Origin of the sequence: Streptococcus hyointestinalis (assembly GCF_011039275.1) — a bacterium.
Lineage (GTDB): Bacteria > Bacillota > Bacilli > Lactobacillales > Streptococcaceae > Streptococcus > Streptococcus hyointestinalis_A.
The window spans coordinates 554,266-579,351 of sequence record NZ_JAAKGB010000001.1; the positions used below are offsets into that span (position 1 = coordinate 554,266).

The 25,086-nt window shown below is 43.8% G+C and carries 13 protein-coding genes and 3 pseudogenes; 13 read left to right on the plus strand and 3 right to left on the minus strand.

Annotated features, from left to right (window positions below):
* Nucleotides 1-101: 101 nt before the first annotated feature.
* From xseA to G5B60_RS03020, 13 genes are all read left to right on the plus strand, one after another.
* Nucleotides 102-1,442, plus strand: a complete 1,341-nt coding sequence (gene xseA, locus G5B60_RS02960; protein ID WP_164682583.1) for an exodeoxyribonuclease VII large subunit — start codon at nt 102-104, stop codon at nt 1,440-1,442.
* Nucleotides 1,420-1,635 (plus strand): exodeoxyribonuclease VII small subunit, encoded by a 216-nt coding sequence (locus G5B60_RS02965; RefSeq protein ID WP_115270488.1) that lies wholly within the window; start codon nt 1,420-1,422, stop codon nt 1,633-1,635. Before xseA ends, G5B60_RS02965 begins: the two co-directional genes overlap by 23 nt.
* Nucleotides 1,635-2,504: a polyprenyl synthetase family protein gene (locus tag G5B60_RS02970; protein WP_164682585.1), complete on the plus strand. Its 870-nt coding sequence runs from the start codon at nt 1,635-1,637 to the stop codon at nt 2,502-2,504. The genes G5B60_RS02965 and G5B60_RS02970 overlap by 1 nt, the downstream gene beginning before the upstream one ends.
* Nucleotides 2,497-3,312 carry a TlyA family RNA methyltransferase gene (locus tag G5B60_RS02975; RefSeq protein ID WP_164682587.1) on the plus strand — a complete coding sequence of 272 codons (816 nt, stop codon included), beginning with the start codon at nt 2,497-2,499 and terminating at the stop codon, nt 3,310-3,312. The genes G5B60_RS02970 and G5B60_RS02975 overlap by 8 nt, the downstream gene beginning before the upstream one ends.
* Nucleotides 3,309-3,785 (plus strand): arginine repressor, encoded by a 477-nt coding sequence (locus tag G5B60_RS02980; RefSeq protein ID WP_241154472.1) that lies wholly within the window; start codon nt 3,309-3,311, stop codon nt 3,783-3,785. The genes G5B60_RS02975 and G5B60_RS02980 overlap by 4 nt, the downstream gene beginning before the upstream one ends.
* Before the next feature lie 12 nt (nt 3,786-3,797).
* Nucleotides 3,798-5,459 (plus strand): DNA repair protein RecN, encoded by a 1,662-nt coding sequence (gene recN / locus G5B60_RS02985; RefSeq protein WP_164682589.1) that lies wholly within the window; start codon nt 3,798-3,800, stop codon nt 5,457-5,459.
* 99 nt (nt 5,460-5,558) lie between these two features.
* Nucleotides 5,559-6,395 carry a DegV family protein gene (locus G5B60_RS02990; protein WP_164682591.1) on the plus strand — a complete coding sequence of 279 codons (837 nt, stop codon included), beginning with the start codon at nt 5,559-5,561 and terminating at the stop codon, nt 6,393-6,395.
* Complete coding sequence (locus G5B60_RS02995) at nt 6,388-7,233, plus strand: SGNH/GDSL hydrolase family protein (RefSeq protein WP_164682593.1); 846 nt, start codon at nt 6,388-6,390, stop codon at nt 7,231-7,233. Before G5B60_RS02990 ends, G5B60_RS02995 begins: the two co-directional genes overlap by 8 nt.
* Nucleotides 7,202-7,816 carry a YpmS family protein gene (locus G5B60_RS03000; RefSeq protein ID WP_115270474.1) on the plus strand — a complete coding sequence of 205 codons (615 nt, stop codon included), beginning with the start codon at nt 7,202-7,204 and terminating at the stop codon, nt 7,814-7,816. The genes G5B60_RS02995 and G5B60_RS03000 overlap by 32 nt, the downstream gene beginning before the upstream one ends.
* 81 nt (nt 7,817-7,897) lie before the next feature.
* Nucleotides 7,898-8,173 carry an HU family DNA-binding protein gene (locus G5B60_RS03005; protein ID WP_115270472.1) on the plus strand — a complete coding sequence of 92 codons (276 nt, stop codon included), beginning with the start codon at nt 7,898-7,900 and terminating at the stop codon, nt 8,171-8,173.
* A gap of 181 nt (nt 8,174-8,354) precedes the next feature.
* Nucleotides 8,355-8,669 carry a PTS cellobiose transporter subunit IIB gene (locus G5B60_RS03010; RefSeq protein WP_115270470.1) on the plus strand — a complete coding sequence of 105 codons (315 nt, stop codon included), beginning with the start codon at nt 8,355-8,357 and terminating at the stop codon, nt 8,667-8,669.
* A 12-nt stretch (nt 8,670-8,681) separates the two neighbouring features.
* Entirely contained in the window at nt 8,682-9,002 is a 321-nt protein-coding gene (locus G5B60_RS03015; protein WP_164682595.1) for a PTS cellobiose transporter subunit IIA, read from the plus strand.
* Between the two features lie 128 nt (nt 9,003-9,130).
* On the plus strand, nt 9,131-9,556 hold the full coding sequence (locus G5B60_RS03020) for a cupin domain-containing protein (RefSeq protein ID WP_164682597.1): 426 nt from the start codon (nt 9,131-9,133) through the stop codon (nt 9,554-9,556).
* 148 nt (nt 9,557-9,704) lie between these two features.
* On the opposite strand, the pseudogene G5B60_RS03025 reads toward G5B60_RS03020, so the two are convergent.
* From G5B60_RS03025 to G5B60_RS03035, 3 pseudogenes are all read right to left on the minus strand, one after another.
* A pseudogene (locus tag G5B60_RS03025) lies at nt 9,705-10,517 on the minus strand (glycoside hydrolase family 1 protein); the annotation flags it as partial.
* Between the two features lie 488 nt (nt 10,518-11,005).
* A pseudogene (locus G5B60_RS03030) lies at nt 11,006-11,542 on the minus strand (family 1 glycosylhydrolase); the annotation flags it as partial.
* Nucleotides 11,543-12,030: 488 nt separating this feature from the next.
* Nucleotides 12,031-12,294, minus strand: a pseudogene (locus tag G5B60_RS03035) (family 1 glycosylhydrolase); the annotation flags it as partial.
* Nucleotides 12,295-25,086: the final 12,792 nt, after the last annotated feature.

Genomic DNA, 25,086 nt, shown 5'->3' on the forward strand with positions numbered 1-25,086 from the left:
AGGGCTGTCCCTCTTTTTTAGCGTCTTGATTAGCAAAAGCCTGCCAAAATTTGGTATAATAATAGCAGTATGCAAGTATTCATGTTAGAAAGGAGAGCCTCGTGACAGATTATTTATCGGTATCTAGCTTGACCAAGTATCTGAGTTTGAAGTTTAGTAAAGACCCTTACCTAGAGCGGGTTTATCTGACAGGGCAGGTCTCAAACTTTCGTCCTCGAGCTGGTCACCAGTATTTTTCCCTCAAGGATGAAAAAGCGGTTATCAAAGCGACCATGTGGGCAAGGCAGTTTAAAGAGCTGGGCTTTGAGCTTGAAGAGGGCATGAAAATCAACGTCATCGGACGAATTGAGCTCTATGAGCCAAGTGGGTCTTACTCGATTATCATCGAAAAGGCAGAGCCAGACGGGATAGGAGCTTTAGCGGTGCAGTTTGAGCAGTTAAAGGCAAAGCTGACTAAGGCTGGCTATTTTGACGATAAGCACAAGCAGGCACTCCCACGCTTTCCAAAGAAAATCGGTGTGGTTACCAGTCCTAGTGGAGCGGTGATTAGAGACATTATCACCACGGTTTCACGCCGTTTTGCTGGTGTGGACATTGTACTCTTTCCCACCAAGGTGCAAGGTGAAGGCAGCGCTCAAGAGATTGTGGACAATATTCGAAAAGCCAATCAACGTGAGGACTTGGATGTTTTGATTGTTGGACGTGGCGGCGGGACGATTGAGGACCTCTGGGCTTTCAATGAAGAAGCGGTTGTGGAGGCGATTTTTGAGTCTCGTCTGCCTATCATCTCCAGTGTCGGACATGAGACAGACACGACCTTATCAGACTTTGTCGCAGACAAACGTGCAGCAACGCCTACAGCTGCGGCTGAGCTTGCCACGCCTGTGACCAAGGCAGATGTACTCGCCTTTGTAGCTGAGCGCAGGCAACGCAGCTATCAAGCTACCCTTGCGACCATTAAGCGTCTTGAGGAGCGCTTAGCCAAGTCTCGTCAGTCGGTTATATTTCGTCAGCCAGAGCGCTTGTATGACGGCTACATGCAAAAGCTCGACCGCTTGAGCATGGGGCTTTCAAACAGCATGCGCCAGATTTATAGCCACAATCAGCAGCAAGAAGCACTGCTCACGCAACGCTTACTGGGGCTTGATTTATCAAAGAGAATAGAGAGAAACAAAGAAAATCTAGCTCATCTCAAGCGTCTGTTGCTAACGACCATGACCAATCAATACGACAGCAAGTTAGCACGCTTTGAGCGAGCACAGGATGCGCTTTTGTCACTAGATACCTCACGCATTGTGGCACGGGGCTATGCTATTGTCAAACAAAACGATACAGCACTATCCAGTGCTAAAGCGCTAGAAAAGGGCGACCACTTGCAGATTATCATGCGAGATGGTCAGCTAGAAGTTGAGGTAGAAGATGTCAAAAGAACACACATTTGAGGAAAATTTACAGGCACTAGAAGCCATCGTCACCAAGCTTGAGACAGGGGACGTGGCGCTAGAGGATGCTATCAGCGAGTTTCAAAAGGGCATGGCTCTTTCAAAAGAGTTGCAACAAACGCTCAAAGAAGCTGAAAAGACCCTAGTCACAGTCATGCAAGACGACGGCACAGAAGTAGAGATGGACAGCTAATGGATAAAAAGCAATACGTAGACAAGGCGATTCATGCCTACTATGAGCGACATGGCGCTGTTTCAGAGAGACTGATTGATGCGATTTTGTACTCGGTTGATGGTGGAGGTAAACGCTTACGACCGCTGATTTTACTGGATTTGCTGGAGGACTTTGGCGTGAGTCTTGAGTCTAGTCACTATGATGTGGCGGCTGCTCTTGAGATGATTCACACCGCCAGCTTGATTCATGACGATTTGCCTGCCATGGACGATGACGACTATCGCCGTGGGCGCTTGACCAATCACAAGCAGTTTGATGAGGCGACGGCTATTCTAGCAGGGGACAGTCTCTTTTTAGACCCTTTTGGCTTGATTGCCGAAGCAGACTTGGCTGATAGTGTCAAGATTAAGCTGATACAGGCTCTCTCGCAAGCATCAGGAACGTTTGGGATGGTGGCTGGGCAAATGCTGGATATGGCAGCTGAGCATACGCAGCCTTCTCTAGCTGATTTGGCAGCTATTCACCAGCACAAGACAGGCTGTCTTCTGACTTATCCTTTCTTAGCAGCTGGGTTATTAGCAGAAGTGTCGCAGGATGAGCAGGCACTTTTAGAGGAGGTAGGTCAGCTGGTTGGTCTAGCCTTTCAGGTGCGAGATGATATTTTAGATGTGACGGCGGACTTTGAGACCTTGGGCAAGACGCCAAAGAAAGATGTGACTGCACAGAAAGCTACGTATCCGAGCTTACTAGGCTTAGACCAGTCTTATCACATCCTTGAGGACAGTCTTAACCAAGCGCTAGCGCTTGTCCAAAAACTAGAAGCCAAGCAAGCAAGAAACTTTGTAAAACTAAGAACGTTATTAGAAAGGTTACGACTAGATGGCTAAGGAAAGAGTAGATGTTCTTGCCTACAAACAAGGGCTTTTTGAAACCAGAGAGCAAGCCAAGCGTGGTGTCATGGCAGGTCTTGTCATCGCTGTTTTAAACGGTGAGCGCTTTGATAAACCAGGTGAGAAGATTGACAGTAGCACCGAGCTTAAGCTAAAGGGCGAAAAACTGCGCTACGTCAGCCGTGGTGGGCTAAAGTTAGAAAAAGCACTGGACGTGTTTGGCATTTCTGTTGAGGGAGCGACCACGCTTGATATTGGAGCCTCAACAGGTGGCTTCACAGATGTCATGCTGCAGTCTGGGGCAAAACTGGTCTACGCCGTAGATGTGGGGACCAACCAGCTGGTCTGGAAACTCCGCCAAGATGAGCGGGTCATCAGCATGGAGCAGTACAATTTTCGCTATGCTGAACCTAGTGATTTTACACATGGTCAGCCGACCTTTGCTTCCATTGATGTGAGTTTTATCTCGCTGGGTTTGATCTTGCCAGCTCTTGCAAAGGTTCTAGCTGATGGTGGCGAGGTGGTGGCTCTTATCAAGCCGCAGTTTGAAGCAGGGCGAGAATACATCGGCAAAAATGGCATTGTCAAGGACAAAAAAGTTCATGAGATGGTCATCCAGCAAGTGTGTCAGTTTGCGCTAGAGTCTGGCTATACCGTCTGTGGGCTTGATTTTTCACCGATCCAAGGCGGACATGGCAATATCGAATTTTTAGCGCATTTGAAAAAAGAGGGCAATCCGCAAAATCTGGTGATTAACCAGATAGATACCATTATCGAAAAAGCACATGAGGAGTTTAAGAAATGATGAAAAAAAAAGAGCGCTTAGAAGTGATTAAGGAGCTGGTAACGACAGAAGCTATCGAGACCCAGCAAGAACTGTTAGACTTGCTAGATGAGCGTGGCATGCACTTGACGCAGGCGACTATTTCCCGAGATATGAATGAAATCGGCATTATCAAGGTGCCGTCTGGCTCAGGTCACTACATTTACGGCTTTTCTAAGGAAGTCGAAATGCCAGCTAGACCTGATGTGGTCAAGAAAAAGCCGAGTCCTATTTTGACAGTGTCACAGCCTATTTTTGGTGAGGTTTTCTTTTTGTCGGTTGATGTCATCCCAGGCAACAGCCGTGTGCTCAAAACACGTCTGAAAAACCGCTTTACGTCTGATTTATTGGGCATTATCGCAGATGATGATAGCCTGCTGGTTCTAGTGAGAGAAGAAAAAGTAGCAGAGCAGGTGCAAAAGACCTTGACAGAGTGGATGTTTACGGAGTCCTAGAAAGGAGCAGGCATGTTATTAGAAATTTCCATCAAAAACTTTGCCATCATTGAGGAGATTTCCTTGACTTTTGATAATGGCATGACTGTGCTTACTGGAGAGACTGGTGCTGGAAAGTCCATCATCATTGACGCTATGAATATGATGCTTGGGGCACGTGCCAGCGTTGAGGTCATTCGTCACGGTGCGGACAAGGCTGAGATTGAAGGCTTCTTTTCGGTCAATGACAATCCTGTACTGGCTCATATCTTGGAGGAAAATGGCATTGCTTTTTCAGATGAGCTGATTATCCGCAGAGAAATCTTCCACAATGGACGTAGCGTCAGCCGTATCAATGGACGCATGGTCAATCTGACCACGCTACGTGCCGTTGGACAGCACCTAGTTGACATTCACGGGCAACACGACCAAGAAGAGCTTATGCGCCCACAGCTCCATATCCATATGCTTGATGAGTTTGGCGACAGAGACTTTAAAACCATCAAGTCCAGCTATCGCAAGACCTTTGAGGCTTATCGTGAACTACGCAAGCAGGTTGCGCTCAAGCAAAAAAACGAAAAAGAGCACAAAGAGCGCATTGAGATGTTGGAGTTTCAGATTGCAGAGATTGAGGCGGCTAATCTCAAGTCTGGTGAGGACAAAAAACTCACCCAAGAGCGTGACAAGCTCATGAACTACAAAAACATCGCAGACACGCTAAACAATGCCTTTGTCATGCTGGACAATGAAGAGTTTTCTAGCCTCTCAAACGTCCGCTCTGCCATGAACGAGCTGATAACGCTTGAGGAGTTTGACCCTGACTACAAGGAGCTCTCAACCAGCCTGACAGACAGCTATTATGTCCTTGAGGAGGTGGCTAAACGCCTAGAGGACATAATTGACAATCTGGACTTTGACGCAGGCTACCTGCAAAAAATCGAGAGCAGACTAGACACTATCAACGCCATTACGCGCAAGTACGGCGGCAGCGTAGACGATGTGCTAGAGTATTTTGACAATAGTGTCAAAGAGTACAACCTCCTCACAGGCAATACCAGCGCTAGCAATGACTTAGAGTTGGAACTGAAAAAATTGGAAAAAGAACTCATCCAGTCCGCTAAGCTATTGAGCAACAAGCGTCATGAGCTCGCTAAAGTCTTAGAAGCCGAGATTAAGCAGGAGCTGACCGAGTTATACATGGAAAAAGCAGACTTTAAGGTCAACTTTACGAAAGGCAAGTTTGGCAAGGACGGCAATGAAGTCATCGAGTTTTACATCTCAACCAACCCCGGTGAAGGCTTTAAACCGCTGGTCAAGGTAGCGTCTGGCGGTGAAATCTCACGTTTGATGTTAGCCATCAAGTCCGCCTTTTCCCGCAAGGAGGACAAGACTAGCATTGTCTTTGACGAGGTGGACACAGGTGTATCTGGGCGTGTGGCACAGGCTATTGCTCAAAAGATTTACAAGATCGGTAGTCACTCGCAGGTGCTTGCCATATCGCATTTACCGCAGGTCATTGCTATTGCCGATTATCAGTTTTTCATCGAGAAAGTCTCTGACGACAACTCAACGGTCTCAACGGTACGTTTGCTGAATGAAGATGAGCGTGTCGAAGAAATTGCTAAAATGCTAGCAGGCAGCGACGTTACAGAAGCCGCTCGCACACAAGCCAGAGAATTGCTCAAAAAAGCGTAGAAAGATTGGGTTTCCAATCTTTTTGATTTTGTCAATACGGTTTTCCTTAAAATTTGGTATAATAGAGAGGAGAATTATTATATTAGACAGGAAAAGATTATGGCAAATGTAAAAATTGTAACGGATTCCTCCCTTACAATCGAACCCGAACTTATAAAAGAACTTGATATTACGGTGGTGCCACTATCTGTCATGGTTGATGGCGTGCTTTATTCAGATAGTGACCTCAAAGAGGAAGGCAAATTCCTTAACTTAATGCGTAATAGCAAAAATCTCCCAAAAACCAGCCAACCACCCGTTGGTGTTTTTGCCGAGGTCTATGAGCGTTTGTACCAAGAAGGAGCGACAGACATCGTCTCTATTCACCTATCACACACCCTCTCGGGGACCATCGAGGCTGCTCGCCAAGGGGCGAATCTAGCAGGTGTTGAAGTGACAGTCATCGACTCCACCTTCACCGACCAATGCCAGAAGTTCCAAGTGGTAGAGGCTGCAAAACTCGCAAGAACCGGCGCAGATTTAGCTGCTGTTGTGGAGCGTGTTAATGAAGTGCGTGAGAAGTCTGAGCTTTTCATGGGTGTCTCTACTCTTGAAAACCTTGTCAAAGGTGGACGTATCGGACGTGTGACTGGTGTCTTGACATCGCTGTTAAACATCCGTGTCGTCGTTGAGATGAAAGACCATGAGCTAGTGCCGATTGTCAAGGGACGTGGTGCTAAAGCATTTAACAAATGGTTCGACCAGTTTATGGAGCATGTCAAAGGGCGCAAAATCGCAGAGATTGGGATTTCTTACTGCGGAACGGCTGATTTGGCAAATACCTTCAAGGAAAAATTAAAAGTCTTAGGAGCTCCAATTTCTGTGCTTGAGACAGGCTCTATCATCCAGACCCACACGGGTGAAAATGCCTTTGCAGTTATGGTGCGCTATGAGTAAAAAATCAGTAATAACAGGACTTGCTTTCTTTTTAGTGAGTCTTGTTTTATCCATTTTGCTCTTTAACCTACTCATCCCAAAGTCTGACCCCAAACTGACCAAGGCAGACTTTTTAAAGCAAAGCACAAAGACGCTCAATTATGTGGCAATCGGTGACTCGCTGACGCAAGGGGTAGGAGACACGACTGACCAAGGCGGTTTTGTGCCCATTTTAGCGCAAGCACTAGAGAGCAAGTATGGCTACACAGTGCATAGTGAGAATTATGGCATTTCGGGCAATACAAGTGCTCAGATTTTGAGTCGCATGAAAAAGCAGACAAAGATCCAGACTACCCTCAAAAAAGCTGATTTGATGACGCTTACCGTTGGAGGCAATGATGTCATGGCGGTTATCCGTAAAAATCTAACAAAGCTTAGCGTTAATAGCTTTAAACAGCCCGCCAAAGCTTATCAGAAGCGCCTGCGCTCAATCATTGAAGTGGCACGACAAGACAACAGCACGCTCCCTATCTATGTTCTTGGGATTTACAATCCCTTTTACCTCAATTTTCCAGATATGACTCAAATGCAAGAGGTCATTGACAATTGGAATACAGCGACAGAAGAGGTTGTCAAAGAGTACCAAAATGTCTACTTTGTCCCTATCAATGACGCGCTCTACAAGGGCATTGATGGAAAAGAAGGTATCGTTCAGACTTCTGGCACGCAGACCAATGTCCTGAACGATGCCCTCTTTGAGGGAGATCATTTCCATCCCAATAACATCGGCTATCAAATCATGTCAGATCAAGTAATGGAGAAAATCAGTGAAACAAAAGATTCTTGGACGAAAGATTAACTGGTGGAAGTGGGGGCTTTTGCTGCTTCTTGCCATCAATATCGGCTTTATCGGTGTGGTGACTAGCCGTCTGATACAGCCAAGAGAGTCCAGTAGCCAAAAGACGGTTAACCAAACAGCAAGCAGTGTCAAGGTCGGCACCTTTACCACGCATAAGGAAGAGTTAAACGACACCATTGCAGCTTTTTTGAGCGATTATCAGAGCAAGGACTTTTCCTATCAGGTCTATGCTGCCTCGTCTTCCATTTTATTTGAGGGGACCTACACTTTGCTTGGCTACGAGGTGCCGCTTTATGTCTACTTTGAGCCGCTACGCCTCTCAAATGGTGCTGTGCAGCTGAAGGTGACGTCTTTTTCCGTTGGGACGCTCTCTCTTCCTCAAAAGGAAGTCTTGCAATACATCAAATCCAGCTACAAACTGCCTGATATTGTCGTTGTCAACCCTCAAAAAGCCACGATTACTATCAATTTGCAGAACCTCAAAAACGATGCTGGTATCTATCTCAAAGCCACCAGTATCGATCTGGTCAATGACCAATTTACCTTTGATATTTTTAAGAAAAAAAGCGCTTCAAAACGTTAATAACTTGACGTAACAGCGATTTTTAGGTATCATAGTTTTTGTTAAAGCATAAGCTTATAAATTATTGGAGGATTTGTTAAAATGGCTAACAAACAAGATTTGATTGCAAAAGTAGCAGAAGCTACAGACTTAACAAAGAAAGATTCAGCCGCAGCTGTTGACGCAGTTTTTGCAGCAGTAACTGAATTCCTTTCAGAAGGTGAAAAAGTACAACTTATCGGTTTTGGTAACTTTGAAGTACGTGAACGTGCTGCTCGTAAAGGACGCAACCCACAAACTGGTAAAGAAATCGAAATCGCAGCTTCAAAAGTTCCAGCATTCAAAGCTGGTAAAGCTCTTAAAGACGCTGTTAAATAATCTCTTAGAAGGCTGTCGTGATGGCGACGGTCTTTTTTTGCTCTTTTCTCGCCGAAAAGAATAGATTTAAAATATAAAAGACTAGACATTTATCTTTTTGTATGCTATAATCTAAACAAAGATAGTCAAAACGACGAATATCTTTAGTTATTTGATTTTTAGCAGTAAAAGGAGAAAAATTATGTCAAAAGCATTGATTATTTGTGCAGCTGGTATGTCCTCATCTCTTATGGCACAAAAGACAACAGCCTTCTTTGAAAAAGAGGGCAAGGCGATTACAGTAGATGCGATTAGTTCTAGCGAAGGAGCACAGGCTATTGCGGATGCAGAGTATGATGTCTACTTGATTAGCCCGCAAACAAAGATGTACTTTGCACAATTCAAAGAAGCTGGTGAAAAAGTTGGAAAACCTGTGGTACAAATTCCACCACAAGCTTATGTTCCAATTCCTATGGGTGTCGAAAAAATGGCACAGCTGATTGAAAGCAGTCTATAAAGGGGTTGTCATATGGATAAAGAAGAATTACAGATTGCTGCTTTTGAAATTATCTTGCACAGTGGTGAGGCTAGAACGGCTGTTCATGACGCTTTTGCTAGTATGCGTAATGGCGACTATAAAAAAGCTTCCGAACAGCTTGAAATGGCGAATGCTTCACTTTTAGAAGCACACCACGCACAAACCAAGTTGCTTCAAGACTATGCTAAAGGCGTTGAGATGAAAATGGAAATCATCATGGTGCATGCCCAAGACCACCTCATGACAACTATGACTCTAAAAGAGGTTGCTATTGAAATGATGCATTTGTATCAAAAGGTTGATGTCAAGTAATTTTTGTTAGCAATAAATGTAACCGTTTTAGCAAACGCTAGAATAGCTTGCCACGATAACAAAGTCAATAAACGAAGCTGAGTTTGTGCCAGTTTCGTTTTCTTTGAATAGGATTGAAGGAGAGAGTTATGGTACAATCTATTGACATTCGTCAGCTTTCAGATGCTATTTTTGTTGAAAAAGACAATGGAACTAAGGTGCATTATTTCTTATATCCAGAATTTGAAATTCACCAAAATGTTTTACCTGCAAATACAGTTCAGGATTGGCACAAGCACCAAGCTATTGAGGAAATCATCGTACCAACAAAAGGAAGTGTGACCATTCAAGTCTTAGAGGAGGATGTTATAAAAGACTATACAGTTCATTGTGGCGATGTTTTGCGAGTCAAAAAATCCATACATAGAATTATCAGTGATAAACAAGAAGACGTGGCATTCACTGTTTTTCGATTTGTGTCAACTGGTAAGGATCAATCCGAAATAATCAAAAATGATAAAGTGGATTGCGAAGAATGGGTGCAAAAGATGAGCACAAAACCTAAAGGACAATAGTGCTTTACAAAAAGGCATTGGCAACCGCTAAGCTACGTAAATTGGCATAACAATTATTTTGAAGAGGGGAGAGCTATCATTTTGGAACTCTCTCTTTTTTGTCTAATACTAACACAATCCGTTAGGAGTGGAGTCCTAACGGATTGTGTTAGTCTGAAAAGCCATTTTGCTCAGCTAGTGTTTTAAAGAAGTAGCCGGATTTTTTGATGGTGCGTTTGCCTTCTTTATCAAGGTCAACAGCAATCAAGCCGTAGCGATTTTTATAAGCATTTGTCCAAGACCAGTTATCCATGCAAGTCCAGAGGTGATAGCCTAGGCAGTTAGCCCCTTCTTGGATGGCTTGGTGGAGATAGCGGAGATGGTCTTTGATAAAGTCAATACGGTAGTCGTCTTCGATTTGCCCATTAGCATTGATGTAGCGTTCCTCGCCTTCGACCCCCATACCATTTTCAGAGATGTAGCAAGGAATATTACCATAATGGTCACGGACATTGATGAGGATATCGTAAATCCCTTTTTCGTAAATTTCCCAGCCACGGTAAGGGTTCATCTTTTTATTTGGCATATCGTAGTAGTCAAAGTAATCTTCTGGCATAGGACAGTTGGGGTCAATGTCAGCTGGATTTTCCTTAGCTTTGATACGACGTGGTTGATAGTAGTTAATCCCTAGTAGGTCAATGGTATTGTCTTTGATGGTTTTAAGGTCTTCTGATGTATGTTGAGGAATCATATCAAGGTCTTTTACGATAGCAATCAAATCTTCTGGATATTCTCCCTTAATCGCTGGGTCAAGAAAAGAGCGGTTGAAAAATGCGTCAGCAATACGAGCTGCCTTAACATCCTCAGCGTTTTTCTCATCACGAGGATAGCTAGGTGTGAGGTTCAAAATGATACCAATCTGTCCATCTTGACTTTCATGATAGGCTTTGATAGCAAGGCTACTAGCGAGAGCTTCATTAAAGCCTGAACGCAATCCGTGTGGCGACATCCCAAGGTCACATGAGCCAAAACTTGCGAACTTGAAAAGCTCTCTCTCAAGGCATTGGCAACCGCTAAGCTACGTAAATTGGCATAACACAAAATCCTCGAAAATGATCAGTAGATGTCAACTTCAAAGAAAAATCCGCACAGGCGGTGTCACCTATCAAATCATCTGTCTACTGTTTGTGTGATGGAGTCTGAAATTATCACTCGCAAACAAGATCAAAAGGCATTCAAGCTCTTTCGATGATTAGCAACTGGAAAATTTCAATCCTAAGCTATCAAAACATCACAAGTGGAGCACCGGGTGATAAATGGTGGGACGTGGAAAAGCGTGTTTTTTACTAAGTGTCAACTTTTGAGGATCAATACAAAAGAATCAAAAAGAATGAAGTGGAAACTGGGGAATGGGATAAAGATGGTCCCTTTCATTGATAAGGGCATAAGGGCATAAGGGCATAAGGGCATCTCGCCTTCGACCCCCATACCATTTTCAGAGATGTAGCAAGGAATATTACCATAATGGTCACGGACATTGATGAGGATATCGTAAATCCCTTTTTCGTAAATTTCCCAGCCACGGTAAGGGTTCATCTTTTTATTTGGCATATCGTAGTAGTCAAAGTAATCTTCTGGCATAGGACAGTTGGGGTCAATGTCAGCTGGATTTTCCTTAGCTTTGATACGACGTGGTTGATAGTAGTTAATCCCTAGTAGGTCAATGGTATTGTCTTTGATGGTTTTAAGGTCTTCTGATGTATGTTGAGGAATCATATCAAGGTCTTTTACGATAGCAATCAAATCTTCTGGATATTCTCCCTTAATCGCTGGGTCAAGAAAAGAGCGGTTGAAAAATGCGTCAGCAATACGAGCTGCCTTAACATCCTCAGCGTTTTTCTCATCACGAGGATAGCTAGGTGTGAGGTTCAAAATGATACCAATCTGTCCATCTTGACTTTCATGATAGGCTTTGATAGCAAGGCTACTAGCGAGAGCTTCATTAAAGCCTGAACGCAATCCGTGTGGCGACATCCCAAGGTCACATGAGCCAAAACTTGCGAACTTGAAAAGCTCTCTCTCAAGGCATTGGCAACCGCTAAGCTACGTAAATTGGCATAACACAAAATCCTCGAAAATGATCAGTAGATGTCAACTTCAAAGAAAAATCCGCACAGGCGGTGTCACCTATCAAATCATCTGTCTACTGTTTGTGTGATGGAGTCTGAAATTATCACTCGCAAACAAGATCAAAAGGCATTCAAGCTCTTTCGATGATTAGCAACTGGAAAATTTCAATCCTAAGCTATCAAAACATCACAAGTGGAGCACCGGGTGATAAATGGTGGGACGTGGAAAAGCGTGTTTTTTACTAAGTGTCAACTTTTGAGGATCAATACAAAAGAATCAAAAAGAATGAAGTGGAAACTGGGGAATGGGATAAAGATGGTCCCTTTCATTGATAAGGGCATAAGGGCATAAGGGCATAAGGGCATCTCGCCTTCGACCCCCATACCATTTTCAGAGATGTAGCAAGGAATATTACCATAATGGTCACGGACATTGATGAGGATATCGTAAATCCCTTTTTCGTAAATTTCCCAGCCACGGTAAGGGTTCATCTTTTTATTTGGCATATCGTAGTAGTCAAAGTAATCTTCTGGCATAGGACAGTTGGGGTCAATGTCAGCTGGATTTTCCTTAGCTTTGATACGACGTGGTTGATAGTAGTTAATCCCTAGTAGGTCAATGGTATTGTCTCCTTTCGATGACACAATTTTAGGTCACATGAGTTATGTATCTCCCATATGATTAACCCGTTCCCTTTAAATCTTCTCGCTAACAGCTAGGGCATAATAGGTCAACGTTTTCTGGTCCATTCGTATTTTCCGAAGGGCATTAATCCTCGACTGCTAAAGCAGCAATACATTAACATGTCAACTTTCTCCACCACAGGGGACTCTCACGTCTGGACTACCCCATGCAAGATTGCAATCCTAACGGATTATTCCTATCTGGAAAATTGTGGGATTTTCCTTGTGTGATCACTGATATGATAGAACACAATCAGATAATGCGTTGAGCGAGCATTATTAAATTCATAGAGGTCATTTGAAATGCTGCCTTAAAAAGTGGAATAATGGTGAGGTCTACACAGCGATACAACATAGAACGACGGTTCGACAACGGTCTACTTTGCCTGCTATAATATTGGCAACCAACAGCATAACAGGGTGGAAAGGGAATACTAATAGCGGTAGCATTGCGAAAATTTTGACGATAGTAGGAAAACAAAAAGCGACTTTCATTTGCACAATTTGCCACGAGCGTGACCTTCTGTACTAGCGAATTTTGGCACAGCTTTAACCAAACCAAGATCATTTCCTGGGCATTCCTAAAATTCTAAAAGTGGTCATGCCACGTGTTGAGACAAATCACAGCCCTTGCGAAGCTCCTATGGGTCATCTGACAATGTTTGGCTCTCAAATGACACAATAAAAAGCACAAGAGTACGAATCTTCTGTAGCCGTGATAGCGTGTCGTGATTCGCAACTCTTTGTAGAGCGCTGGGACCGGGCTACCGCAGACTGCTGCTCAGCTTCCATCGATACGACTTTACGGTATTTGAAAAGTTGATTATATTGAAAAGACCCGCTAAAACCGCTAAGACAAACCCCATACCGATTTACGTCTACTTGTGGAAGCAGTACCGCTGACTGGTTGATAACAAGGGGCAGATGTCGTGATTAAAACCTGAAAAGAATATGATAACCAAATAGCGTGTGAAAATTATGTCAAATTCCGTGAACGATGCGGGGAGAGGTAGTCGTTGTAACCAAAAGATACCATACTCTTTGAAAAGCGTGTGGCATAGAATCATAAACATCATTTTTTTACTAAGTCTCGCTACACAAAGGATGCGACTGCCTGACAAGCTTGGCATCGATAGTACGTTGTAACGAGAATGAAAGAGCTTCGCCTGCATTCGCAACTTCTGGCAGTCAAAAGGCTACATCATATCGGCTATATGGGTGAGAATCTAAGTCAGTGGAATAATTATTTGAAAAGCTACCAAGCTGATTACCCGCTAACGGAGCTCTGACCTGATAGCGGTCATCTGAGCACGAGGGTGCCGCCATTGATCCTAAGGCTGCTCGTGCATTCAATAAATCCGATTTCTTACTGGATTTAAGCTATTTAGTCGGTTCCAAACCAATTAGTGTTGTAACGCTTTTGCAGATGCGATGGGCTCAAAAGACTAACAGGGTCCACCCACAAAGATAGATAGTTTTCGAGGTCATGACAACAGAGGTGAGAATGAAGCCCACAAAGGTATTGTCTGCATAGGAGTTATCGGAAGCATTGCGGTTTTCTGGCGATTTAGAGAGCTAAGACTAGCTAATAACCGCCATTGTTTATCGCAACGGACGATAGTAGCCTCCTCGCCGTTAGTCAGTTCAAAAATGCGTTATGCCTGTTCGCAACTGACGTGAGAACGAAGCTCCGACAGTGGAACGTAGATGTTGTAACCTTTTCTTTTGTGTCTTTTAGCCTATCTGGGTCCCTAGCGTGACGGACAGAAAACGCAACCTGCTATAATAATAACGTAAATATCATTAACTAGCTAAAGATAGATACTTTGCTTGGTTCAGCGCTCTACCAAATAGGCTAAGTGAAAGACCCAAGCTACCTGATAGTAAGAGCTAGGTCCTACGTGAATGCTCGTGACGGCTGCCACGGGTACTGATATGACTAACACAATGTCGAATTTGGGTCATACTAATTAATCGCTGAATTAATTTATTTAGGTCATCAGACAAAGACAAGGGATTTGTTTTGGGCGATGTTGGGGTCAATGAGGTCCTATCCCTAGCGTTGAGGTACACAATGATTGATGCTGGCGGTAACGCAGAAATCAGAGAAACCGCCAGAGGTCAGCGTAAATCTTTGCAGTTTTTTGAGAACTCTCTACAGTAGTCTGGAGATTTAGATAGGTAGCCCGCAACGACCCCGAGTTTGATAAATGGGACGTGGCTTAAAACCATCGGTAGTATCAAATGTCTGGCATAACAACGCAACATCACATGCGTTAGATTATTTATATGGTAGACGGTTGGCGGTTTAAACAAGATGGAACGGGTCCCTGTCTGACGGGCATCTCCTAAAAAATGTGTTGCTCTTTCGGCAGACAACACAAATGAGGTCTTTGATGATTTAGATGCTGTTGTATTCCTAACATCACACTAGCATTGCACGAATCTTGCACAAGCTGGATTATGTTATAAAAAAATCCCTCTGTCTACAGTAGGCTCTCAATGCCCACGCTAAGCTAAACCAAAGAAAGATGCTTCATTACGCAGACGTTGAGCAAAAGATGTTTAAATGATCCTAGCGGCAAGACCCCGCTAAGAGAAAGCTTGATTTAACAAGATGAACCCAAGCTTTTAAGATGCGTTAGCATAACAGATTAGCAAGTCAATGTCAGCTAAGTTCCAGCTAGATATCGTTTGTCAACATAAGGTGGTGCCGTTACCTGCTTTGAAAGCATAAAAGGGCATTTAAAAGCTGACGGACTCCGAAACCTAGTAACCCCATACACAATGGAGGATCCATAAGGGAAAACTTGGGCATTGGTTCATCGTAGTTAACTGATGAGTTAAAATTAGTCAGGACGGCTTAGATACAACAGATGATTATGCTCGCCATCATTATAATCCCTACGCAACGCGCTGGTTAAGCTACGAGCAAACTGATGAACCCTTCCAAGACCGAGGAGGTAGAGGAGTTACGATAATTGCTTTCTAGTAACGTCATATCACAAGGGATCTGATACGTGTGATGTAGCGCTGGTGTTTTTGGGACGTGGGGATAAGAGATGAGCAAGATGTGATCCATAGTTAGTCTAATGGTTTACTCTTTGACGTGGACAGTAAAAAATCGCATAAGGAGGTAGTCACAGTAAAGATTGCAAACGTAAAGGGCGATGAGCCCAAGGCTACCGGGACAGACAAAACTGGAAAACCTGTGGACGGGCATTCAAAAGTTTCATTCGACATCCCAAAAAAAGACGGCTCGTCTAAATACCGGGTGGGAAATTTATGCTGAACACACCCCCGCTGTGCCCACCATTGTGATAAGGGCTAAGAAAGAGGTAGCCTGTATTCCGTGGACAGTAGACCCTCTTATACACAATACTGGTTTACTGCCACCGCTGATAAATCTTATGTTTGCTGCTCATTGGCATAATTGGCATTCCTGGAAAAAGCTTAGCTTTCAGCAATTCAAAGAATACATTATGATTGTGGTCCCTAATATTACCGGCAATTCAATCAAAATAACGTAGGCAAGTCATAAACCAGTTAGGCGATGGAGCTAGGGGACCTCTTTTTGAGCCCCAAATAACTCTATTCTTTAAATGATCCTTGTAAAGCCTGACTCAATTCTTTGTACCATATCAGCTAAATCATTTCTGTCTACTACGTAAGCCTGCAGCACACTAGACTCTCAGAACGTCATCTGTTTTGCCGACGTGGACCAAAACAAGTGTTTTCCTTAAAGGCTATTCTGGAAACCATTTAATGGCTCGGAAGCCTGACTAACCTGAATGCTCGTTCAGCCTTAACGCTCCTATTCCTGGGAACGGATGATTATGAGGATTGTCATTGACGACCCAAGATGCTGTCGAGCGTCTCACGTTTTCCTGATGTGACCCGCACATAGATTTAGCGAATTTGCCTGAATACTCAGGACGTTCTGCCTTATGAGCCAGATAGCTAGAGGGTCTTGCGAAGTCGTGATGGCCTTTGCAGTGCTTTTTGAAATGTCTGGCGAATTCTCTCAATTTAGCGAACGCAAACAAAACCGCTAGGTGAGAAACTGATAGCGCACTGATATCTCCTGGGATGGTTGGACGGACAAGGACGTTAGCGGGGCTTTGGGTGGATCTACGTGAATTGTTTACATTGTTTTTATTTGGTAACACAAGGGCTGTGCCTGAGGCATAAGGTAGAGCGCTAGCTGCTCTCACGCTATTCGTGCGTAAATCGTGGACAGCACCTGGATGAATACATTGCGCATTGTCATTAGACTGGTCGTTTAAGAATTTGCGCCAGAGATACACAAAGAAAGCTTCCGGTTGGGCATACACCGCAGATTCCTGATCCATACCGACGTTTAAGGATCTATTGCAGTGCGATGCCAATCTATGTATGTTTTCAGAGGCAGATTTGATACATACACAAGGCTGTAGAGATTTGCATCCTGGAAATCTGTCTACCTGTGGAAACTGGATACATTGATTAAAGCGCATTCACGTAAATTTTTGTATTATTAAATAGGCAGTCGGAGGTATTTGAATACTAATTAGACTAATTAGACTAATTAGACTAATTTTTATTTCAATACAAAAAAATGGGACGTTGTCTGACAAAAATGGTAACACAGCCACGGTCTCTTACAATCTTCACGGTTGCGTAAAAAGACTAAGAATAAAGAAAAGGTAAAATAGGCTACACAATGCAAAGAAAGAGTGGTCAGGATCAAGGACGTCGTGACGGCATAGGGCTCTAAATTCCGAGCCACGGTAAAGTGATCCAGACCCGCCTTGGGGTCAAAAGAGCACGCTCAAGACCTGAAAAATCTGAACAGAGGGTCTTCAAAGTAAGCTAGTCTTCAAAAATGGCACGCTCAAACAAGATGCTTGATGACTACAGTAGATTCTTACGTCATTAGTTAAACGTTTATTTGATTCCAAACGGAGATTTTACCCGCGTGTCTTTTCAAAGCTATTTTTTCAATCAGCCTGGATTGCGGATCATCCTAGCGGTCACACCGACGAATCCCTAAGAATGAATGGCAATTAAGGGCACTCATTGGTGACTTTCATCTTTGCACAGATTCATACGACGCGAAGTCGAAAGAGGTCTTTTAGCAGTTGGATGGGCTGTCACGAACGGGGCTTAGCAAGCTTGGGAACAATGGGTCGGATTAATAAGTAACCAAGAGGTGGAACGATCGTTTGTCAAGAGATGTGCGTCACGGATATATGGGTGCGGTTCTAAGGCCTTTAAGTGGAGACAATTATTACCTGCACAAAGAACATTTATGACCATAAAGTCAACTTAGCCATAAAAGATACGTGTAACCCTTCACACCCGGACTCCTAGACTCCAAACCTAGGGTGGTGCCGGAAGAATACCTGGAATTGAAAAGCCGACGACAACTTTCTCATAGAATCTATAGTCACAATGGTAGACAGATGTAGCATTACGACGATCACAGTGGACTAAGTGCGCGGCAGTGCTATCTGGAAAAGTGTCGTATTTTTTGTGTACAACAGCCAGCCATGGGGTCATTACCATCGATGACGCATTCAAGATTTACCATCAAAGAGCGCAACCTGACTGGCAACCAATCATAGATCGGACTTATGATTGGGACGCTCACATTAAAGACCGAGGATCTGGAAAGTTGGACGGCCAAAACTTGACTCAAATGACGTTTCGATGCTAAGGTAAAAGCCGGTAGCGAATGGTAGACCCTTTGCAGTTTTTCTTTAGAGCTATTTTTTCTAGTCAAAGTCAAGGCTACATTCTCTCAAGTACCGTGTACCGTATAACAGCTGCTCGACTAATTAGACGTGGTGTAAAATTTCGACCGGGCCGCTAGAAGTACAATGCCGTTCCCGCTCACAAAAATGGTATCGCAACGGTTCGAGACAGATTCGCGAGAATCATCATAAATCTTCTGTGACTTCTTTCATAAAACGACGAGTCATTAACATTTTAAAAGCGTTAGATGGTCTTCTGAAAGTTAAAGGATCTATATGGATCCTAGTGTACCGCAACTGGAACAAAACAGTAGCTGGGACCGTTGTCAATATTTTTGATAGAGGTAGGTAAGCGTCATGGCCCCCAAGAACAATGCGTTAGCGTGGATCTGTCTTGCAAAGACAACTTCCTTGTGAAATCACTTTCACAAGAATAAAATCGTTCCACCCATTGTAACTAGACTATGATAGTCATGCTGCCATCATCCTAATGATAGAGATGGTCGATGGCCTTTGGGCGAGTTTGGACCCCGACGGAGAAGCGGTAGGCGGAGTAGATCCCTATCTGCCAAGAACTCATCAAGGTTCACCAGCCCTCAAAAGGTCTAATAGGTAAACCTGAAAATGGAACATTACATTCAAGCATTTTTCACAGATTAGCTTCCTAAGTTCCAGTGTCTTTAACAAGTGGTCCCTATTCGACTTTACAGGGGATACAAAGTAAGACGCGAACCCTAGCGATTAAAGAGCATCAAGGGCTGATTGGTAGACCCGCATTGTCAACAACATACACAAAAGTCGAAAATCCCAGTCACAACAGATTATTCATGCTGTCTAATCGTTCACTAGAGTGAAATTTTGCTATCAAAAAGAATCAAAATTCTTCATGTCTGATTTAGGAGTGTACAGCACGGGATTTCGATAGAGCCGAAGTCGAAAATCAACTTTTTTGGGGAAGAGTAATCTGGATGATTGGGCGCCATATCCCGCTCTAGGGATCCCAAGGGTCACATGTGTCGATGTCAATATCTTCTGTGCCGACCGGGAAAGTGTCGTTCCTGGATTCCTGACCTGGAAATGTATATGGTGAAGACCGCGCTAACAGCGTTAGTTGCACAAGCGCTAGTGCGTACCCCATTAGCATCAACTTGCTACCGGATTTAGGATATCCGTGGAAAGTCAATAAAAGATATCTGCCACTTCATTCACGACCGTGTGACAGCCAGCGGCTCTCCCTTAAAGGTGAGTTAAACGATTGTAGATTTATTGTACCGTGGCTTCCCTAGCGGCTCATAGAGGGACCGCCGTTTGTCAGATTGGTCCGTTAAGGGCGTAGAGATTAGACGTAAGAACGATGGACGGTATCGCAGCGCAAAGGGGTAAATGGTGGGAAACAGTTGGGATTGCGGTTGATCAATATTGGAACAGTGCTTGACCATTTGTCAAGCCTGCTGCTGGGGGTAACATTACAATCACTTCGCGCAGTAGGGGCATAGTTCCAAACACAGTTTTTTAACGAAGGTGAACGCAATAAGGCCTTTTTTGACCATTGTGCTCACATGCTCCTACATCATTTATGTTATGTGGTCACGCAACGTAAGAAGAAACAGGAAAGTTCTAAGTACAACAGCCTCCAAACAGAACGCACATTCTTCTACCGGAGATACTATTCACCGCGCAAATGGTACAGATTCATAGGAAACCATACCATTAGTGCTTAACATTTAACCTTTAATCTTCTGGTCACACCCTCGTAGTGTAAGACAAGTGGACCACCGCCGCGTTCCTGATTGCTTGAGATTAGGGCTAATAAAAGGACCGAGGTACAATCGTCCTAGCAATGGTGACTTAACAAGGGATTTCGTTGCTTTGATAGCAGTAGTGTCTGGGTCGGGTGGGGAATTAGACGTCAGGACGTTCTGTCATCATAAGAGGTCCCGCGCACACGTAAGGGTAACACAGCCTGGATTTTCGCAGCAGATCACAGGTAGATGGAGTTACTATGTATACAAATCGTGACATGAGTACCCCGCTAAACGATTCGGCAAGACGCTAGGGGACAAGATGGAGTAGAGATTCATAGATCTGTAGCTTGAAAAGCGTTCATACGGCTGATGAAAAGGCACAGTGGTTGCACAGCCTGGATCGATGCTCTAGCAAAGGGACGTAAAGAATCCGAAAAGCGCAATCCCTAAGGCTACACCCCCAGCAAGTCGCAACATGAGGGTCTTGGGCTGACAACCAATGCACGAAAGAACGGACTTAAACTTGGGCTGATCGTGAACGTCGAAAAGCACCGCACAGATAGCACCCGCTAAAAAGGGCATCAGAATCAAAAGCAGTAAAAGCAAGATGGATAAACGAAGCCTATTGAGGATCTTGAAAATCCCTAGCGGAGTCATTAGCCTCTAAATTAAAACCGTGGACGGGTTGGGCGGTTCCAATAGGGCCCAACCTAGTACGGACTCCTCTAAAAAGCGTCGTGACGACTGGATAGTTAGATGGATTACCGTGCAAAGGGTCGTTCTGCCTGAGTGTCGAAACTTCCACGAGGATATAAGGGATGTCAACCCTTTTTAAGCGCTTATGACGAATTCGGGTCGAGACCTTTAAAATACAACTTGTGAAAATGGACCAAGATGTTTTTCCATCCCTAATGGATCTATATTGAGGAATAGCATCCCTACGTATTTATATACGCAATAGCTGTCATGATTCAAAACGATAGAGCGGGCGCCGAAAGACTAGACCGCCCTTGCGCAATAGCTGCACGAACCGCTGTTGCAAACTGGTATTGGGGAAAACGTTTTCGCCCAGTCGTCGATGGCACTTCTGGTCAAAGATGAAAATCGATGATGGTAGATAGACTTCGTAGTCATCCCTAGTTTGTCTTACAATCTGGATACAAGCATAGTAGGGTAACATTTTTATTCGGTAAAATTTAGGATGTAATAAAACAAAACGCAACAGCCAGCTTCGATGATATCCGCGATTGCGTAGCCTGATAAGGGTGCCGTATCTGTTGATGTAGCTAATTGTGGACGACCTAGCATAGTGAAGCTCCGTGTGTCTGACGTAAGTTTCGACTTCCTCCTTCCTTGTGAAGGTAACATTTTTTCATTACCAAGATTCATGTAACGCTACACATAAGAGGGGGTAACATTCAAAGATCCATACAAAGTGTACGAATCAATTGCTCATTAATCCAATCTCGTCAATGAAGTGTCGTCTTTGATATTCACCGCACTAACCTTTTGCTAGGGTGAGGGGGACATTTTCAGAGACGGACCCGCACAGACTAAGGTATAAGCGTATTAGCATCGGGTGGATAACATTAACCTTTAAAATACTAAAAGCAGTAGGCTCTGTACATGTTTCCACGGGTTAATCCCTACGTAGTTCAAGAGATGGAATAAAGATAACATTATTCCGGGGACCGCAGCCTCTGTTGATGTAGCCCTCACAGTCCTAGTCTTCTGACAACTGGAAACCGTGTAATAAAGAGCATGAGTCATGTAAGAAGTTTGTCAAATTGGGTATTAGCCGAAGGTGCTAGGATAATGGTACGAGGAACTGACAAATCGATGGGGTTCATCATAGATTTCGTCTCTATTCAAAGAATTTCCCATGGTTACTAAACGCCCTAGTTTGTCATATTTTTGTGGTCCTACCGTTAGGAGCTGCTGCCTGAATGCGACGACTGGGCGACCTCTGTTTTTATCAATTGCGTAGCCTGACCCCTTTGCAATTATTGGTGCCGCCGTTCCACGTAACACAAAACTTCTAAATCCCGCGCCAACTGGTTTGACTGCTGGGTCTAAGTCGAAAGCCGCGAAGCTCTCTTCTGGAAGAATCAAGCGTTTGTTGCATTTAACATAAAAAATGGGTCACGGCCCTAGTGTCATGTCGCGGCTCAGATGTGCTAACCAAACTAGGTATACAGTTTTATTCAAACATCATCCTGCTCCTAATAGGATTGACAAATCGTCGTCTGACAATATCTTCTGCTGTTTTCCGTGCTAGGAAAGATAATTCATGCAAAGGGCAGATATCTTATGAGGGTAGTTTCCGCGTTCACCGCTAAAATATAGTAGAGGATTGAAAAGGGCGATTCTGGCAGATATTACTTCATTATTGCGGTAATAAAAGACAAACAACAGCCTAGGGATCGAAGGGAAATCTTGTGTGATAAGTTTACATGCGACGAGTGTTTTCCTTCGAGACGGGTAGGCCTGAATCAGAGGAGAGCGCACAATCGTGATAGAAGCTCCGATGGAGTTCGTCGAGCACCCCACAACATAAGAGACGGCACAAAGGGCCTTTGGCTTTGGCTTTCATGTCACTAGGTTGGTCCCGAACTCAAATATTTAAATACACCATGTGTCGACATACCACAATAGGAGACCCGCAAGCATCAAGATCCCGGCGCCAAGGTCATCGTTCTGTCTATTTAGTAACGAAGTTTGTACGTTTTTTCCGGTAATAAAGCGCACAATCGTTCTTTTCCACGGACTAAGCTAATTTTTTTACATGTAAAGAAATTCCTTTGCCTGAATTCGACTATTGCAACGTAAATTGACTGCTGAAGTCGCATCCTGGAAGCATAGCATTATGATAGATCTGGATAGCTGTGGATTTAATTTTGGGTTGAACAGAGAGGCCTCCGACTGGAGTAACAGCGTCCAGAGGCACTGTCGAGTGGAAGCGCGACTATTGCCCTTTGCCAGTACCCAGACAACTTTTTCATGGAAGCACGTCGAATATTCACACCCTCTCGTTCGCGTACACCCTCAGTAGACCTGAATACTATTCAGTGTACCTGACGACTAACCTTTAATAAACAAGTCGTTCGCTGACGACAATTATCATGTCTGGAAATTTTCATCTCCGACCATTGCACCGAACTCACATAGTGAAACCTTTGGGGTATTTAAGTGCACTAAGTGAAAGTAACACGACGACTAAAGGGCGTGGACGGTAAGAAAATTTACAGAGGGTAACGCAACACAGTACCGTATATGTGAAGAAGAAAGAAATCACTTTAGATGCTGTAAGTTTTGAACAGACACAGTATAGCACGTTGGTAACCTACCTGAAAATCAGCAATCTTCTCGCGCCGAAAAAAGGGCATCAGAGAACGTTAGACGTAGTGAGCACCGAATCGAGACAAAACTGCTGGAGATTGACCCAAATGAAACGTTTAGCTAGGGTGCCTGAACAGAGAACTATTTATCAAACATCTTTATCAAGTTATTTATTTATCAGCCAACAAGGTCAATAGTGAGAGTGTTTAATTTCCATACGGATCCTAATTTTGAAATGATGCTGCTCCATAGGCAGTCTTTTTCAATCTTTCGGTATTCACTGGAAATCCCGACGACGTGTTCGCGGAAAGACGACTGGAACCGTGGATAAACCTTTTTCAACCGTGTTGTCTGGCCGACCATTGGCTGGGTGACAACCAGGGCGTGCTGGGAACGAAGCCCAAACATCGTTAGTCCGTGTGGGAAATTTAAAATGATGGTTTACATGTGCACCTGGATGGTATTAACAATTTGTAGAAAATAATTGAGGGAAAAAAAGACGCTTCCACGGCTGGAAAATCAGCCTAGTCTGTAGGCCATGAAGTCGGATTGGTGGAGACCCGTGGTGATTCTTACTGTCTGGAATTTGAGGACTAATGGATAATATAGCTGGAGAGGATTTAAACACCTACCTGAGCAAAAATATAGCGCGCAAATGAGGGGGCCTGCTTGATTGGGGTGGAGACTTTAAGAGGATTTGAGGTTTGATAGATCAGCTAACCTGACGAGAGGACATGCTGTCAACAAAGATATTTATCAAGTTACTGTGGCCTCCGATGCTAAACGAGAGGGAAAGTTACGTTCCATCGTTAGAAAGCTACGTCGTCGTGCACAAAACATCGGCTCTCTTGAAATGCGGTGCCGTATAAAGAAATCCCGCCGTATCTTGAAATGGAAACCTAAGTTGCAGACGTAATCTTCTGCAACAATTCTTCTGGTAAAATACCATCCCCCGACGACTAGGTTAAAATAAGCCTCACAAGAGAGCGGCCGTATAATTGTAGATGAAAATCAAACAGAGGTAGATGGCTGGGTTTCCAAGGCTACATGCTGACTACCTGATTTAATTTCAGTGCTACGTTCAAGGGCGATTCTAGGTCTTTTAACCTAAATGGTATTATATCTTCTAAAGCCTGACTTAAAATATTATTACATCCTCACAAGGTCAACAACATCACGTCAGTCCAACAACAAGAAACAACAACGTTTTAATAAAATTAACGTAGGCTGAATTATACACATCTGCTTAATGAATTAACAAATCGTCGTCACAAAGAACAAGGCCCCATAAGGGCATCAATAGTGAAGGTACCGTTATTTCGATACAAAGAGAAAAAAAGGGCAAGACAGCTGGATTTAATTTTGGACAACAGTGCTGTTCCATGGGAGGTTTCTCGAATAAGATGGCTAAAAAGAATCAAAATTTGTCGTGAATCTTCGTGAAATGATGGTAGCCGTTCGCTTCTGGACAGATTTGAAATGCCTGTTCGCTGTGATAAATCCATAACCGTGGAAGACAGATTAGGAATACTAAAAATATAATGTAGCCACAACATGAGTCTTTGTGAGGGGATTACCTTTAAGCAACCAAAGCTAGTATGACCCAGTGGAGACCCATAGTCTGTATGTGGATTGTAGCTACGGTATTCTCCTATGGTGCCCAAACCTAGGATGCAATTATGCCGTTAGGCTGGTTTTTTAGGCTTCCTAATTTTTAAGATTTAAATTCTGACGTGTGCTACCCGTATAGCTGCTCCACCGATGGAGATCTATGAGCACCTAAGAAATACTAGACGAGGGGGTAAAGCAAGGATAAGGAATGAACGAAATGACTAAAAGTAGCTGGACTAAAATGACTGTCTTAGATTTGCTTGTTTTTATCTGGTACAGAGATCAAAAAATAAAAGGGTGGACAACTA

What these genes read in the sequence shown, in the direction of transcription:
- G5B60_RS02965 (WP_115270488.1), top strand. Translation starts at nt 1,420, where the DNA reads ATGTCAAAAGAACACACATTTGAGGAAAATTTACAGGCACTAGAAGCC.
- G5B60_RS02970 (WP_164682585.1), top strand. Translation starts at nt 1,635, where the DNA reads ATGGATAAAAAGCAATACGTAGACAAGGCGATTCATGCCTACTATGAG.
- G5B60_RS02975 (WP_164682587.1), top strand. Translation starts at nt 2,497, where the DNA reads ATGGCTAAGGAAAGAGTAGATGTTCTTGCCTACAAACAAGGGCTTTTT.
- G5B60_RS02980 (WP_241154472.1), top strand. Translation starts at nt 3,309, where the DNA reads ATGATGAAAAAAAAAGAGCGCTTAGAAGTGATTAAGGAGCTGGTAACG.
- recN (WP_164682589.1), top strand. Translation starts at nt 3,798, where the DNA reads ATGTTATTAGAAATTTCCATCAAAAACTTTGCCATCATTGAGGAGATT.
- G5B60_RS02990 (WP_164682591.1), top strand. Translation starts at nt 5,559, where the DNA reads ATGGCAAATGTAAAAATTGTAACGGATTCCTCCCTTACAATCGAACCC.
- G5B60_RS02995 (WP_164682593.1), top strand. Translation starts at nt 6,388, where the DNA reads ATGAGTAAAAAATCAGTAATAACAGGACTTGCTTTCTTTTTAGTGAGT.
- G5B60_RS03005 (WP_115270472.1), top strand. Translation starts at nt 7,898, where the DNA reads ATGGCTAACAAACAAGATTTGATTGCAAAAGTAGCAGAAGCTACAGAC.
- G5B60_RS03010 (WP_115270470.1), top strand. Translation starts at nt 8,355, where the DNA reads ATGTCAAAAGCATTGATTATTTGTGCAGCTGGTATGTCCTCATCTCTT.
- G5B60_RS03015 (WP_164682595.1), top strand. Translation starts at nt 8,682, where the DNA reads ATGGATAAAGAAGAATTACAGATTGCTGCTTTTGAAATTATCTTGCAC.
- G5B60_RS03020 (WP_164682597.1), top strand. Translation starts at nt 9,131, where the DNA reads ATGGTACAATCTATTGACATTCGTCAGCTTTCAGATGCTATTTTTGTT.